Source organism: Nonomuraea sp. NPDC050310, assembly GCF_040655795.1.
Classification (GTDB): Bacteria; Actinomycetota; Actinomycetes; order Streptosporangiales; family Streptosporangiaceae; genus Nonomuraea.
Genome location: NZ_JBFAKP010000019.1, coordinates 20,285 through 34,989 on the forward strand (window position 1 = coordinate 20,285; position 14,705 = coordinate 34,989).

Genomic DNA, 14,705 nt, shown 5'->3' on the forward strand with positions numbered 1-14,705 from the left:
AACAGACACGCCGCGCAGTGCATGGCCCCCGGGCTGCTGAGCTCTGGCAGGATGGACATTGATGAAGGTACCCGGGAACAGATTTCCGGGCCTCCGCGGCAGGAAGGTCGGCGACCTTCCTGGGCTGACGGCAGTGGCGAGAGTCGATCGCCGGACCAAGAGGCTGACCAAGCGCCTCAAGTCCGGCGAGATCGCGATCATTGATCACGTCGACGTCGACCGGGTCAGCGCGGAGGCCCTGGTGGCGTGTGGCGCGGCGGCCGTGGTGAACGTGGCCTCCGGCATCAGTGGCCGATACCCGAACCAAGGCCCCCAGATCCTGCTCGAGGCGGGCGTGCCGTTCGTCGACAACGCCACCCCCGAGCTGTTCGAGCGGGTGAAGGACGGTGACGTCGTCCGCCTGCACGAGGGCGTGCTCTACCGCGAGGACGACCTGCTCGGCAAGGGCGACGTCCAGACCGGCGAGAGCGTCGAGGCCGCCATGGCCGAGGCCCGCGCCGGGCTGTCGGTGCAGATCGAGGCCTTCGCCGTCAACACCATGGAGTTCGTCCGGGGTGAGGGCAAGCTCCTCATCGACGGCGTCAGCGTGCCCGCGATCAGGACGCCCGTCGAGGGCCGGCACGTCCTGATCGTGGTCCGCGGGCACCACTACCGCGAAGACCTGGCGATGCTGCGCCCCTACATCCGCGAGTTCCGGCCGGTGCTCATCGGCGTCGACGGCGGCGCCGACGCGCTGCTGGAGGCGGGCTACCTGCCCGACATCATCATCGGCGACTTCGACTCGGTCTCCACCAAGGCGCTGACCAGCGGCGCCGAGCTCATCGTGCACGCCTACCGCGACGGGCGCGCGCCCGGCCTGGAGCGCGTGCACCAGCTCGGCCGCGAGGCGATCATCTTCCCGGCCATCGGCACCAGCGAGGACATCGCGATGCTGCTGGCCGACGACAAGGGCGCCGAGCTGATGGTCGCGGTCGGCACCCACTGGACGCTGGAGGAGTTCCTCGACAAGGGGCGCTCCGGCATGGCCAGCACCTGGCTCACCCGCCTGCGGGTGGGCAGCAAACTCATCGAGCCCAAGGGCGTCAGCCTGCTGTACCGCAGCAGGATCTCCTGGTCGTCCCTGATCCTCCTGGTCCTGGCCGCACTGGTCACCATGGGGGTCTCCCTGGGCGTCTCCCCGCTGGGCCAGACGTGGCTGAACGGCCTGCAGGACTTCTGGAACGGCTTCATCTTCTGGCTGGTCGGACTCTTCTCGTGATCGATTTCCGCTATCACCTCGTCTCCATCGTCGCCATCTTCCTGGCCCTGGCGACCGGCATCCTGCTGGGCACCACGCTGCTCCAGGATCCGGCGCTCGACGCCGCCGAGAAGCTGAGCGAGCAACTGACGACCGAGAAGCAGGAGCTGCGCACCCAGCTCGACGAGCTGCGCCGCCGCGAGACCGGCAACGACTCCTTCGTCACCGCCATGACCGGGCAGCTCGTCGCCGGCGGGCTGACCGGGCAGAACGTGGTGCTGGTCGAGACGCCCGGGTCCACCGCGTCCCTGCGTGAGCAGCAGCAGGCGGTGCTGGAGGAGGCCGGGGCCAAGGTCGTGGGGCGCATCTCGATCGCCGAGCGCTACCTCGACCCCAAGTCGACGTTGCTCGACCAGCTCTCCGCGCAGCTCAAGCCGGTCGCCACCACCTTCCCGGCCACGGCCACGCCGTACGAGAAGGCGGCGGCGGTGCTCGGCGGCGCGCTGATGACGCAGGGCGGCGAGGAGCCGCCCGCACCGGTCGGCGACACCGTGATCAGCGCCTTCGAGACCGCCGGGCTCATCTCCGTCGAGCAGGACCTCACCGCCCGCGCGAGCCTCGCCGTGCTGTTCGCGCCCGAGACCGTCTTCAAGGGCGACAACGCCGAACTCCAGGCCGACGGCCTGGTCGCGCTGGCCGCCGGACTCGACCAGGCCGGACGCGGCACCGTCGTCACCGCGACGATCACCGCCACCGCCACCGGCGGTGTGCTGGCCGCGGTCCGCGACGGCGACGCCGCCCGCACCGTCTCCACCGTGGACACCCCCGATCTGCCCGCGGGCCGGATCGTGGTCGTCTACGCTCTCCAGGAACAGCAGGCGGGCGGCGCGGGCCAGTACGGCGTCGGCACCGGCGCCTCCGGCTTCCAGCCGCCGGTCGTCGCCCCGACCGCCACCCCGACCCCCACCTCCTCAGGGAGCTGACCGTGTCCCGAGCCTCCACACTGCTGTGCGCCCTGGCCGGCGCCGCGATCGGCGCCGCCGCCGCGCGGGCCGCCTACACCTTCGCCACCCGCCGCGAGGGCAAGGACAGCGTCTGGAACCGCACCAACCACCGCGGCGAGCAGCTCACGCTGCTCGAAGGCCCCGCTCTGGTCGCCGGCGCCGCCACCGGCGTGCTGGCCGCGCCGGGGCTGCCCGGCCGGGTACGGCTGGCCGGCCTGCTGGCCGCGGGCGGCAGCGGGGCGCTGGGCTGCTACGACGACCTGTACGGCACGACGGCCTCCAAGGGCTTCAAGGGCCATCTCGGCGCGCTGGCCAAGGGCGAGGTCACCAGCGGAGCGGTGAAGATCCTCGGCATCGGGGCCACCGGACTGGCCGCCGCCGCGCTGGTCTCGCGCGGGCCGGTCGACAGCCTGGTCAACGGGGCGCTCGTCGCGGGTAGCGCGAACCTGGCCAACCTCTTCGACCTGCGGCCCGGCCGGGCGATCAAGGTCGGGCTGCTCACCGGCGGGCCGCTGCTGGCGCTCTCGGTGCTGCGGGACCGGCCGGCCGCCGCCGTGCTGGCCTCGGTCCCGCTGGGCGCGGCTGCGGCGCTGCTGCCGGAGGACCTCGGCGAGCGGGCCATGCTGGGCGACGGCGGGGCGAACGCGCTCGGCGCGCTGCTGGGGCTGGCCGCGGCCACCCAGCTCGGGCGGCCGGGACGCTTGGTGCTGCTCGGGACGGTCGTGGCGCTCACGGCGGCCTCGGAGAAGATCAGCTTCACCAAGGTGATCGCGGGCAACCGGGTGCTCAACCGGATCGACCTGCTCGGCCGCCGCGCCTGACTCCCGCCGGAGCGGGCGAGGCCGGGGTTGTCGGTGGCTTCTGCCAGGATGCTGTCCGGCCTGATCGAACGGGGCGAGGGGGATGGTGATGGCGGCGCGGGCGCTGCGAGGGGTGGCGGGAGCCGCCGTCCTCATCGCGCTGATCACCATGGTCGCGCGGGTGGTGGGCTTCGGCCGCTACCTCGTGCAGTCGGTGACGCTGGAGAACGGCTGCCTCAACACCGCCTACAGCACCGCCAACTACGTCCCCAACATCGTCTTCGAGCTGGTCGCGGGCGGGGCGCTGGCGGGCATGGTGGTGCCCGTCCTGTCCGCCGTCGCGGCTGACCCCGCCCGGCGCGCGGAGGCCGGGCGGACCGCGTCCGCGCTGCTGACCTGGGTCACCGTGGTGCTGCTGCCGCTGACCGTGCTCATCGCGGTGTTCGCCGAACCGATCGTGCGGCTGCTGACCGGGCCCTCGGTGCCGAAGTGCGAGACCGATGTGGTGGTCGCCGTCGGCGTGGAGATGTTGCGGGTCTTCGCACCGCGCATGCTCTTCTTCGGGCTGGCGGTCGTGTTGTACGGCGTGCTCCAGGCGCACCGGCGCTTCCTCGGGCCCGCGCTCGCGCCGCTGGTGTCGAGCCTGCTGATCATCGGCTCCTACCTGGCCTTCCTGCCGGTCGCCTCGGGTGCCCAGACGGACCTGAGGGCGCTGACCAAGGCGGGCGAGCTCACCCTGTCGCTGGGGGCGACCATCGCCGCCGCGGCCATGGTCGTGACCGTGCTCGGGCCGGTCCGGCGGCTGGGGCTGCGCTGGCGGCCCACCTTCCGCTTCCCGCCCGGCGTGGCCGTCGAGGCCCGGCGGCTCGGCGTGGCCGGGCTGGCCGTGCTCATCGCGCAGCAGGTGGCGTTGATCGTCGCCATCCGGCTGGCCAACGAGCAGGCCGGGGAGGGTGCGGTGCCGGTCTACAACTACGCGTGGGCGTTGTTCCAGTTGCCTTACGCGGTGCTCGCCGTGCCCATCGGCACCAGTGCCTTTCCCACGCTCTCCACCAAGGCCGCTCTCGGCGACAAGCCCGGCTTCTCGCTCCTGGCGGCCACGACCACGCGGGCGGTGCTGCTGTTGTCGGGGCTGGCCGCCGGGGTGATGGCGGCGGTGGCGATCCCGGTGTCGCGGGTGTTCATGTCCGACGGCGGTGGGGCGACGCCGGAGATGATGGCGTGGGCGGTCGCGCTCTTCGCTCCCGGTCTGGTGGGGTATGGGCTGCTTTACCACCTGGGCCGGGTCCTGTACTCGTCCGGCCACGGGCGCGCCGCGGCTACCGCCACCGTGACCGGCTGGGTCGTCACCGTCGTCGCGCAACCGCTGCTGGCCCTGGCCGCCTCCCGGGAGTACGTGGTCGGGGCGCTCGGGCTGGGCAGCAGCCTGGGCATGACCGTGGGCGGGGTCTTGATCTGCCTGGCCGTCCGGTCCGCGCACGGCCCCGCGGCTCTCGGCGGGTTCGGCCGGGCGCTGGCCGCTTCGGTGGCCGGGCTGGTGGTGGGGTTCGCCGGGGGGTTCGCGGTGGCGTGGCCGTTGGGCGGGCTGTGGGTTTGGGGGAGTGTCGCGGTCGCCTTGCTGGTGGGCGTGGTGTCGGCGGGGCTTTTCCTCGGGGTCGCCTTCCTGCTCGACCGGGCCGACGTCCGCTCCGCCCTCCACCGCCTCCTGCCCCGCGGCGGCCCACCTGCCGAGCCCTCGGATCGGGAGGCTGCACAGAGCGCGGCCCGGCCGCCGGCCGCCGGGACGGGAGATGGTGGAGTGGGAGGCACGGATGGGTGAAGCGGTGACGGGCGACTCGGGGAAGGAAACGGGTGGCTCTCGGAGAGGGGCCGGCGACCCTCAAGGGGTGGCGAGCGACCTCAAGGGGACGGCCGGCGACCCGCCGGCGACGGTGACTGATTCCCCCCAGAGGACGGAGGCTGGTGACCGCAGGACGACGGAGGCGGGTGACCGTACGAGGGCGGCCGGGGTTCCTGGGGGAGCGCCCAACGTCCGGCGGGTGGTGTTCGTGGTCGGCACCAGCGCGGGTGGCACCGGCACGCACGTCCGCATGCTGGCCGAGGGGCTGGTACGGCGTGGCATCCAGGTGGTGGTCGCGGGGCCGCGCAGCACCGAGGAGGCCTACGGGTACTCCCAGGTGGGCGCCCGTTTCGCCGAGGTCGCCATCTCCGACCGGCCCCACCCGGTCAACGACCTCCGGACCCTCGCGGCGCTGCGGCGGATCGTCCGGGAGGCGGACCTGGTCCACGCCCACGGCCTGCGTGCCGGTGCGTTGGCCGGGCTGGCCCGTTCCTCCGGGGTGCCGCTGGTCGTCACCCTCCACAACGCCCTCACTGCCGGGGGCGCGATCGGAGCCGTGTACGGCGTGCTGGAGCGGGTCGTGGCCCGCCGGGCGGACCTGGTGCTGGGCGTCTCGCCCGACCTGGAAGCGCGCATGACCGCCCTGGGCGCCCGCCGGGTCGCCGCCGCCGTCGTCCCGGCCCCCGCCCTCCGTCCCCCGACCCGCCCCCGCGCGGAGGTCCGAGCCGAACTCGAAGCCACCGCCGCGACCTCCCTGCCCCGCGCCACCGCAGTTCCCCGGTCCGCCGAGGAGGCCGAACCGTCCGTCCACCCGGATCTCAGCCACCCGGATCTCAGCCACTCGGATCCCAGCCACTCGGATCCCAGCCACCCGGATCCGAGCCACGCGCTGCCGGACAGCCGCGACCCCGCTGTCGGCCGGGCTCAGCCGAGCTCCACGGACAGGCGGGCTCAGACGGACAGCCGGGCTCAGCCGTACACCGCTGAGGGCGCCCCTGAAGGTGTGGGTGACGAGGTGGCTGCCTGGCAGGGCGAAGGCGGGGCCGGGGGGCGGGCGGTGGTGCTCACTGTGGGACGGCTGGCGCAGCAGAAGGGGCTGGAACTGCTCCTCGACGTAGCCGCAGGCCCCTGGCCGCCAGGGGTCGAGCCGCTCTTCGTGGTCGCCGGGGAGGGGCCGTTGCGGGGCGTGCTGCAGGAGCGGATCGACCGGGAGAAGCTGCCCGTCTCGCTCATCGGTGCGCGCCAGGACATCCCCGACCTGCTGGCCGCGGCCGACGTGGTGCTCTGGGCCAGCCGGTGGGAGGGGCAGCCGCTCAGCCTGAGCGAGGCGCTGAAGGCGGGGCGTCCGGTGGTGGCCACCGCCGTGGGCGGGATCCCGGCGCTGATGGGCGGAGCGGGGCTGCTGGTGCCGTACGGCGACGCCCAGGCGATGCGCACTGCCGTACTCGAAGCTCTGAAGGACGGCGAGCGGCTGGCGGCGGCGGCCGCGGCACGCGGGCGCGAGCTGCCCGACGACGCCGCAGCGGTGGCCGCGGCGCTGCAGGCTTACGGCGAGATGGCCTGACCCAGGCGGCGCGGCATGCGTGCGGCGAGGTGGCCTGATCCCGGCGTCCCTGCGGCGGTGCTCCGGGTGTCCGGCGAGTGAGCTGGTCAGGGCGCCGGAGGTGTGGGTGGGCCGAGCCGGGTCGTCCGGGTGAGCCGCTCACTGCCGGCCCGCCACCCACGGGCCCTTCCACGGTCGGCGGATCCCCTCCGAAAGGCACGACAGGGCGGTGCCCGAGCTGGTGGCCAACTTTGTGTGCAGAGGAATCGGCGGACGAATGTTCGGTCGGCACGCAAGTGGCCGCTGAGGGCGCCGAGGCCGGTGTGGCCAGGCTGGGGCGGGGCGGAGGTGAGGTGGGCTCGGGAAAAGGGGCGTCTAGAGGAGGTGCGGCGCACCGAACGGGCGGGTGTCCGGAAGCGGTCGCCGGGGCTGGGAAGAGAGGGGGGCGGCCAGGCGTTCCTCTATACTGCTTGGGTTAGGGAGGGGAGTATCCCTTCGCGGCAGCCTCGTCATCACGGTCAAGCCCGGCGACACCGGGCCCCCGGGGCTGCCGGTCCGCGCCTGTTTCGCTGGCGGGAGAGACCTCCGGCTGTCTGTCATGCGCGCCGGAAGGTTGTTGAACGTGGTCGTACCTATGTGGGCATGGATCGCCGTCATCGCGGGATTGCTGGTGGTCATCGCCGTCGACTTGTGGATCGTCGACCGGGGTGAGGCCAGAGAGTTCTCCATGAAGCAGGCGAGCTTCTGGGTCTCCTTCTACGTCGTCCTCGCGATCGCCTTCGGCATCCTCCTCTGGGTGACGGAGGGCAGCGCCAAAGCGGGTGAGTTCTTCGCCGGGTACATCACCGAATACTCCCTGAGCGTCGACAACCTGTTCATCTTCTTCATCATCATGAGCAGGTTCGCCGTCCCCCGCGCCTACCAGCACAAGGTGCTGCTGGTCGGCATCATGCTGGCGCTGGTGATGCGCGGCATCTTCATCGCGCTCGGCGCCGCCGCGCTGACCCGCTTCAGCTGGCTGTTCTACGTCTTCGGCGCCTTCCTCCTCTACACCGCCTACAACATCGTGCGCGGGCACATGAAGGGCGAGGAGGAGGAGTTCAAGGAGAACGCGCTGCTGCGCTGGGTGCGCCGGGCCTTCCCCACCACGAACAGCTACGTCGGCACCAAGATCACCGTCAAGATCGACGGCAAGCGCATGGTCACCCCGATGCTCATCGTGATGGTCGCGATCGGCACCACCGACCTGCTGTTCGCGCTCGACTCCATCCCGGCCATCTTCGGGCTGACGAAGGACCCGTTCATCGTCTTCACCGCCAACGCGTTCGCCCTGATGGGACTGCGTCAGCTCTACTTCCTGCTGGGCGGGCTGCTGGAGCGGCTGGTCTACATCAGCTACGGTCTCGCGTTCATCCTCGCCTTCATCGGGGTTAAGCTGGTCATGGAGGCGCTGCATGCCAGCCACGTCTCCTGGGCGCCGGAGATCCCGATCTCGGTGTCGCTGTCGGTCATCGGCGCCACGATGGTCATCACCACTGTCGCCAGTCTGCTCAAGGCCAGAAGCGATCTGCGTAAGGGCAAGGAAAGCCCCGCGAAGCAGATCTAGCGCAACGGCTTCCGAGGCGCTTTGCTTATCTGGTCCTGCCGTGTCACAGGTAACATCACGGCAAAGCGCCAGTCCGTTGTCACCACCAAAGGTTGTCCGTGTCAGTCGATTCTGCCAAGACCAGCCGCGTCCGCCTCGCGCGCGGCGTCACTCCGTGGTTCCTCCCGACGGTCGCCGCGGCGACCGCGACTGCGCTGCTCACGCGCCGTGACCGGCGTTGGGCGCTGGCGGCGGTGCCGCTGACCGCGCTGACCGGAGGCATGCTCTGGTTCTTCCGCGACCCGGAGCGCGAGCCGGGCGAGGGGCGGGTGCTCTCGCCCGCCGACGGCGTCGTGCAGAGCATCGACCCGTGGCCGGACGGCCGCACCCGCGTCGCCATCTTCATGAGCCCGCTGAACGTGCACGTCAACCGGGCTCCCCTTGCGGGCACGGTCACTTCCGTGGAGCATGTGGCGGGTGGGTTCCTGCCGGCGTTCAACAAGGACAGTGACCAGAACGAGCGCGTGGTGTGGCATTTCGAGACCGCCCTCGGCGACATCGAGATGGTGCAGATCGCGGGCGCGGTGGCGCGCAGGATCGTGCCCTACCTGACGGCAGGCGCCAAGGTGGCCAGGGCCGACCGGATCGGGCTGATCAGGTTCGGCTCGCGCGTCGACATCTACCTTCCCGAAGGCATCTCCCCGGCGGTCTCCGTCGGAGAGAAGACGGTTGCGGGGGTGACCAGAATTGACCGCGGCTGACGCAGGAAGCTGGCAAGAGGCCGAAGAAGAGCAGCGCGGACCGGTCGGCAAGGCCTTCCGGCTGTCGGCGGCCGACTCGCTCTCGCTGGGCAACGCCCTGTGCGGGTTCCTGTCGGTGTGCGTGCTCGCCACGGCGGTGATCCAGTCGCTGTCGAGCGGAGGCAAGCTGGAGGTCCAGCCGCGCTTCTTCGCGACCGCGGTGGTCCTGCTGCTCATCGGCGCCACCTGTGACCTGTTCGACGGCCTGGTCGCGCGGCGCTTCCGCGCCTCGGCCATGGGCGCCGAACTCGACAACCTGGCCGACGTCATCAGCTTCGGCTTCGCGCCGGCATTCATGATCGTCATCTGGGGCAGCGCGCGGCCGGACAAGGTCGCCCTCTGGGCGGTCCTGCTGACCGCCGGCGCCGTCCTGCTCGCGGGCGTCGTACGGCTCGCCCGCTTCGCCTGCGTCAAGACCAAGAGCGGCGACTTCATGGGCCTGCCCATCCCGATGGGCGCCATGACGGTCATCTCGCTGGTCATGCTCTTCACCACGCCCAGCTACCTGGTGCTGGCGGCGCTGCTCGGGGTGGCTTGGCTGATGGTCAGCCGGATCGAGTACCCCAAGCCGAAGGGTCAGCTCCTGGCCGTGGTGCTGGGGTGGATCCTGGTGAACGTCGCCTTCCTCACCTTCTGGGTGGCCTTCCCGGAGGGCGGCGACCTGCCGATCAAGGTGGGTGGAGCGATGCAGATCGCGCTGGTGGCGGTGATTCCGCTGCGGATGCTGTTCTACAAGCGGGAGAAGAAGCGGGAGAACGTCGGGGTCTGACGTCGCTCGCCTGATTGCGGTTGCTCGCCTGATTGCTTCGCCGATGGCCGGGGACATTTCCCCGGCCATCGGCTTTTATGGACTCATGCGTGAGCACACCCGGACGTATTTTCTGGGGCGGTTGGCTGATGAGGTGCGGGCGCGGGGGCTGGAGGCCACGTTGCGAGCCGATCCGCCGGCGTTGCGGGTCAGGGACCCTGAGGTGGCCGTGTTGAGTGAGACGGTGGATTGTGTGGCCCTGTCGGATGGGTGGTTCTATCGGTGGTCTTGGGGGGAGGTTCTGGGGCTGGCTGATGATCCGGTGGGGGCGGCTGGGCGGATCGTGCGGTTGTTTCGGTGAGGACTGGGTGGGGGCGCCGTAAGGGGTTGGCCGGCGTGCAGGGGCATTTCCCGGTGCGGGGGTGCTCGCCGCATTGGTTCAAGGGGCTCGGGGTTCGGGGAAGGTCTGCGGGGCTGGGTGGTGGTTCACACCCAGCCCCTTCTTCATGAACGGTTACCAGCCGCGGGACTGCCATTCGGGGAGGTTGGGGCGTTCGGTGCCGAGGGTGGAGTCCTTGCCGTGGCCGGGGTAGAACCAGGTGTCGTCGGGGAGGCGGTCGAAGAGGCGCTCGACGACGTCGGTGTAGAGCTGGGTGAAGCGGTCCGGGTCCTTGTTGGTGTTGCCGACGCCGCCGGGGAAGAGCGAGTCGCCGGTGAACAGGTGCCCGTCGTGGTGCAGGGCGATCGAGCCGGGGGTGTGGCCGCGCAGGTGGATCACCTCCAGGACGACCTCGCCGACCTTGACGGTGTCGCCGTGCTCGACCAGCACGTCGGGCTGGACGGGCAGGACGGGGGCGTCGAGGGGGTGGGCGACGGTGCGCGCGCCGGTCACCTTGGCCACCTGCTCCAGCGCCTGCCAGTGGTCGCCGTGCTGGTGGGTGGTGACGATGGTGGCCAGCGGCTGGTCGCCGAGGAGGGCCAGCAGCCGGTCGGCCTCGTTGGCGGCGTCGATCAGCAACTGCTCGCCGCTCGCCGTACAGCGGAGCAGGTAGGCGTTGTTCTCCCAGGGGCCGACCGCCAGCTTGGAGATCGTCAGCCCGGGCAGCTCACGGACGTCGGCGGGGCCGCCGACCTGGACGTCACCGGTGTAAGTCATGGGATCTCCTTCACGGGTAGTGCCGGGGCGGTACGGCAGGCAGTCCGGCCGGGCTCGTGTTGGGCCAGGGCGGGGCCGCGGGCGGCTCGCCGGGTCCCTCGGCCGGCACGGTCTCGCCGGGTCCCTGCTCGGCCACCACGGTAACGCCTTCGCCCCCGGATCGGCCGATGAGCCAGGCCAGGATGGCGTGGCGCCGCCCCTGGACGACCGGCCCCTCGCCCAGCCCCGTCCAGGCCGCCGGGGCCGCGCCGTCGAGGAAGCGCACGCCGCTGATGGTGCTCTCCGCGACCGGCCACACCGCCCGGATGTCGTGCAGTTCCCGCGTCAGGAAGACCTCCGGCCAGTCCGCCGGGCCGTATCCGAAGTCCAGGTCCACATGGTGCACGTACGCCTCGCGCAGCCGGCGCACCACGACGTACCAGGCGGGATGCGAAGGCTCGGCGACCGGGCGGGACCACGCCTCGGCGGGCAGGGCGGCGATCTCCCCGGCCAGCCGGGCGGCACTGTCGCGCAGGTCGGGCAGTTGCCGCTCCGCCTGCCGTACCGCGCCCGCCTCGATGTCGGCGTTGCGCGCCGCCACCGACGGGTACTGCGGCGTGCGGACGCCGGTACGGGCCCAGGTCAGCAGCCGGACCAGGCTGTCGGCGTTGCGCGACAGATGGGTCACCACGTGGCCGCGCGTCCAGCCGGGCAGCGGCGAGGCGGCCGCCAGGTCGGCGTCGGTGAGCCGGGCCGCGGTGTCCAGCAGCCGCCCGGTCGCCGTCGCCAGCTCGGCGGCGAAGTCGTCGATGAGGGTCATGCGCCGATCCTGCCGCATCCCGGCCTCGGGCATAAAAGCCCAGCTCGCGGGGTTGTGAAACGGAAGGGCGGCCGTCGTCGCCGGGAAGGCCGTAACCTGGAGGGGCGGCTGTTTTCCGGTGTCCCCGAGCCCGCGCCGGCCGGCGCCGCCGAAAATTGTCGGACCCCCCACCTATGCTCCCCGTGGACCTATCCACTCTCTAGTTGATCCGGGATCGCCGTGGCAGACCGCTTGATCGTGCGTGGTGCACGAGAGCACAACCTCAAAGACGTCTCGCTTGACCTTCCGCGAGACTCTCTGATCGTTTTCACCGGCCTGTCCGGCTCGGGCAAGTCGAGCCTGGCCTTCGACACGATCTTCGCCGAGGGTCAGCGGCGCTACGTGGAGTCGTTGTCCTCCTACGCCCGCCAGTTCCTGGGCCAGATGGACAAGCCGGACGTCGACTTCATCGAGGGCCTGTCGCCCGCGGTCTCGATCGACCAGAAGTCCACCAGCCGCAACCCCCGCTCGACCGTCGGCACCATCACCGAGGTCTACGACTACCTGCGGCTGCTGTGGGCGCGCATCGGCAAGCCGCACTGCCCGGTCTGTCACCGGCCGATCGCGCGGCAGACGCCGCAGCAGATCGTCGACCGGGTGATGGAGCTGCCCGAGGGCACCCGCTTCCAGGTGCTCGCGCCGGTCATCCGCGAGCGCAAGGGCGAGTACGGCGAGCTCTTCCGCGAGCTGCAGACCAAGGGCTTCGCCCGGGCGCGCGTCGACGGCGTGGTGGTGCGGCTGGAGGAGCCGCCCACGCTGAAGAAGTACGAGAAGCACACCATCGAGGTGATCGTCGACCGGCTCTCGGTCAAGGCGGCCTCGCAGCGGCGGCTCAACGACTCGGTCGAGACCGCGCTGCAGCTGTCCGGCGGCACCATCACGCTGGAGTTCGTCGACCTGCCCGAGGACGACCCGGGCCGCGAGCGCTTCTACTCCGAGCACCTCTACTGCCCCTACGACGACCTGTCGTTCGAGGAGTTGGAGCCGCGCTCGTTCTCCTTCAACTCGCCCTTCGGCGCCTGCCCGGAGTGCACCGGTCTCGGCACCAAGATGGAGGTCGACCCCGACCTCGTCGTGCCCGACCCGGAGAAGACGCTCGGCGACGGCGCGCTGCACCCGTGGGCCGGCGGCCACACCAGCGAGTACTTCGGCCGGCTGATCGAGGCGCTCGGCCTGACCATGGGCTTCAACCTCGACACCCCGTGGGAGAAGCTGCCGAAGAAGGCCCAGAAGTCGCTGCTCTACGGGCACGACGAGCAGGTCCACGTCCGCTACTCCAACCGGTACGGCAGGCAGCGCAGCTACTACACGACCTACGAGGGCGTCATCGCCTGGGTCCAGCGCCGCCACGCCGAGGCCGAGAGCGACGCCTCGCGCGAGCGCTTCGAGGGCTACATGCGCGAGGTGCCGTGCCCGGCCTGCCAGGGCAAGCGCCTCAAGCCGGTCTCGCTCGCGGTCACCGTCGACGGCAAGTCCATCGCCGACGTCTCCGGCATGTCGATCGGCGAGTGCGCCACCTTCCTGGCCGAGCTGCGGCTGTCCGACCGTGACATGCAGATCGCCGAGCGGGTGGTCAAGGAGATCAACGCCCGCATGGGCTTCCTGCTCGACGTCGGCCTCGACTACCTGACCATGGACCGCGCGGCCGGCACCCTCGCCGGCGGCGAGGCGCAGCGCATCCGGCTGGCCACGCAGATCGGCTCCGGCCTGGTCGGCGTGCTGTACGTGCTGGACGAGCCCTCCATCGGGCTGCACCAGCGCGACAACATGCGGCTGCTCGACACCCTCATCCGGCTGCGCGACATGGGCAACACGCTCATCGTCGTCGAGCACGACGAGGACACCATCGGCGCGGCCGACTGGGTCGTGGACATCGGCCCGGGCGCCGGCGAGCACGGCGGCCAGGTCGTCGTCTCCGGCACGGTCCAGGACCTGCTGTCCAGCGAGGAGTCGCTGACCGGCCAGTACCTCTCGGGCCGGCGCGAGATCGCGGTGCCGCAGATCCGGCGTCCGCGCAACAAGAAGCGGCAGATCACCGTCAAGGGCGCGCGCGAGCACAACCTCAAGGGCGTCGACGTCGACTTCCCGCTGGGCGTGTTCACCGCCGTCACCGGCGTGTCCGGGTCGGGCAAGTCCACCCTGGTCAACGACATCCTCTACAACGCGCTGGCCAAGGAGCTCAACGGCGCCCGCACGGTGCCCGGCCGGCACTCGCGGGTGACCGGCATCGACCAGGTCGACAAGGTCGTGCACGTCGACCAGTCGCCGATCGGGCGCACCCCGCGGTCCAACCCGGCGACCTACACCGGCGTCTTCGACCACGTCCGCAAGCTGTTCGCGGCCACCACCGAGGCGAAGGTCCGCGGCTACCAGCCCGGGCGCTTCAGCTTCAACGTCAAGGGCGGGCGCTGCGAGGCGTGCTCCGGTGACGGCACCATCAAGATCGAGATGAACTTCCTGCCGGACGTCTACGTCCCCTGCGAGGTCTGCCACGGCGCCCGGTACAACCGGGAGACCCTGGAGGTCCACTACAAGGGCAAGACCATCTCCGAGGTGCTGGACATGCCGATCGAGGAGGCGCTGCACTTCTTCGACGCCATCCCGGCGATCAAGCGCCACCTGCAGACGCTCAACGACGTGGGCCTGGGCTATGTACGGCTCGGCCAGCCGGCCACCACGCTGTCCGGCGGCGAGGCGCAGCGCGTCAAGCTCGCCTCCGAGCTCCAGCGGCGGCAGACCGGCCGGACCATCTACGTGCTCGACGAGCCGACCACCGGCCTGCACTTCGAGGACATCCGGCGCCTGCTCGGCGTGCTCGGGCGGCTGGTCGACGGCGGCAACACGGTGATCGTCATCGAGCACAACCTCGACGTGATCAAGACGGCCGACTGGCTGATCGACATGGGCCCCGAGGGCGGCTCCCGCGGCGGCACGGTCCTGGCGACCGGCACACCGGAGGAGGTCGCGCTGGTCGAGGAGTCCCACACCGGGCGGTTCCTGCGCAAGATCCTCTCGGTCTAGCGGCGGATCGGGCGTGGCCCGGCACGGGGTGATCCCGCGCCGGGGCCACGCCTTTCGCATGCCCGCCCGCCGGGGTCCTGGATGGGGGACCGGCAGGGGGGCTCACTACAGTTGAAAGCACGGCAAAGCTCCT

Annotated in this window: 11 protein-coding genes; 9 read left to right on the forward strand and 2 right to left on the reverse strand. The window is 71.2% G+C overall.

Annotated elements, in window-relative coordinates; all coding sequences use genetic code 11:
• The first annotated feature begins 61 nt into the window (after positions 1-61).
• From steA to AB0I67_RS32475, 8 genes are all read left to right on the forward strand, one after another.
• A complete protein-coding gene (gene steA / locus AB0I67_RS32440; RefSeq protein WP_357931314.1) occupies positions 62-1,258 on the forward strand; it encodes a putative cytokinetic ring protein SteA in 1,197 nt (398 codons plus the stop codon).
• The gene (locus AB0I67_RS32445; RefSeq protein WP_357931317.1) at positions 1,255-2,220 is read left to right on the forward strand and encodes a copper transporter; all 966 of its coding nucleotides are present in this window, start codon (positions 1,255-1,257) and stop codon (positions 2,218-2,220) included. The genes steA and AB0I67_RS32445 overlap by 4 nt, the downstream gene beginning before the upstream one ends.
• 2 nt (positions 2,221-2,222) lie before the next feature.
• Positions 2,223-3,062 carry a hypothetical protein gene (locus AB0I67_RS32450; protein ID WP_357931319.1) on the forward strand — a complete coding sequence of 280 codons (840 nt, stop codon included), beginning with the start codon at positions 2,223-2,225 and terminating at the stop codon, positions 3,060-3,062.
• A gap of 88 nt (positions 3,063-3,150) precedes the next feature.
• The gene (locus tag AB0I67_RS32455) at positions 3,151-4,860 is read left to right on the forward strand and encodes a lipid II flippase MurJ (protein ID WP_357931322.1); all 1,710 of its coding nucleotides are present in this window, start codon (positions 3,151-3,153) and stop codon (positions 4,858-4,860) included.
• 220 nt (positions 4,861-5,080) lie between these two features.
• Entirely contained in the window at positions 5,081-6,445 is a 1,365-nt protein-coding gene (locus AB0I67_RS32460) for a glycosyltransferase family 4 protein (protein WP_357931325.1), read from the forward strand.
• Between the two features lie 601 nt (positions 6,446-7,046).
• Complete coding sequence (locus AB0I67_RS32465; RefSeq protein WP_357931328.1) at positions 7,047-8,030, forward strand: TerC family protein; 984 nt, start codon at positions 7,047-7,049, stop codon at positions 8,028-8,030.
• Between the two features lie 98 nt (positions 8,031-8,128).
• Positions 8,129-8,770, forward strand: coding sequence for a phosphatidylserine decarboxylase (locus AB0I67_RS32470; RefSeq protein WP_357931331.1), 642 nt, complete (start codon positions 8,129-8,131; stop codon positions 8,768-8,770).
• On the forward strand, positions 8,757-9,578 hold the full coding sequence (locus AB0I67_RS32475; RefSeq protein ID WP_357931334.1) for a CDP-alcohol phosphatidyltransferase family protein: 822 nt from the start codon (positions 8,757-8,759) through the stop codon (positions 9,576-9,578). Before AB0I67_RS32470 ends, AB0I67_RS32475 begins: the two co-directional genes overlap by 14 nt.
• A 493-nt stretch (positions 9,579-10,071) precedes the next feature.
• Here the strand turns inward: AB0I67_RS32475 and AB0I67_RS32480 are convergent, their stop codons facing one another.
• Together AB0I67_RS32480 and AB0I67_RS32485 are read right to left on the reverse strand one after the other, a co-directional pair.
• The gene (locus tag AB0I67_RS32480) at positions 10,072-10,713 is read right to left on the reverse strand and encodes an MBL fold metallo-hydrolase (protein WP_357931336.1); all 642 of its coding nucleotides are present in this window, start codon (positions 10,711-10,713) and stop codon (positions 10,072-10,074) included.
• Between the two features lie 10 nt (positions 10,714-10,723).
• Positions 10,724-11,512 carry a maleylpyruvate isomerase family mycothiol-dependent enzyme gene (locus AB0I67_RS32485; RefSeq protein WP_357931337.1) on the reverse strand — a complete coding sequence of 263 codons (789 nt, stop codon included), beginning with the start codon at positions 11,510-11,512 and terminating at the stop codon, positions 10,724-10,726.
• Between the two features lie 219 nt (positions 11,513-11,731).
• Between AB0I67_RS32485 and uvrA the strand changes: the two genes are divergently transcribed.
• Positions 11,732-14,572 carry an excinuclease ABC subunit UvrA gene (gene uvrA / locus AB0I67_RS32490; protein ID WP_357931340.1) on the forward strand — a complete coding sequence of 947 codons (2,841 nt, stop codon included), beginning with the start codon at positions 11,732-11,734 and terminating at the stop codon, positions 14,570-14,572.
• The last annotated feature ends 133 nt before the right edge of the window (positions 14,573-14,705 follow it).

What these genes read in the sequence shown, in the direction of transcription:
- AB0I67_RS32485 (WP_357931337.1), bottom strand. Translation starts at nt 11,512, where the DNA reads ATGACCCTCATCGACGACTTCGCCGCCGAGCTGGCGACGGCGACCGGG.
- AB0I67_RS32455 (WP_357931322.1), top strand. Translation starts at nt 3,151, where the DNA reads ATGGCGGCGCGGGCGCTGCGAGGGGTGGCGGGAGCCGCCGTCCTCATC.
- AB0I67_RS32480 (WP_357931336.1), bottom strand. Translation starts at nt 10,713, where the DNA reads ATGACTTACACCGGTGACGTCCAGGTCGGCGGCCCCGCCGACGTCCGT.
- steA (WP_357931314.1), top strand. Translation starts at nt 62, where the DNA reads ATGAAGGTACCCGGGAACAGATTTCCGGGCCTCCGCGGCAGGAAGGTC.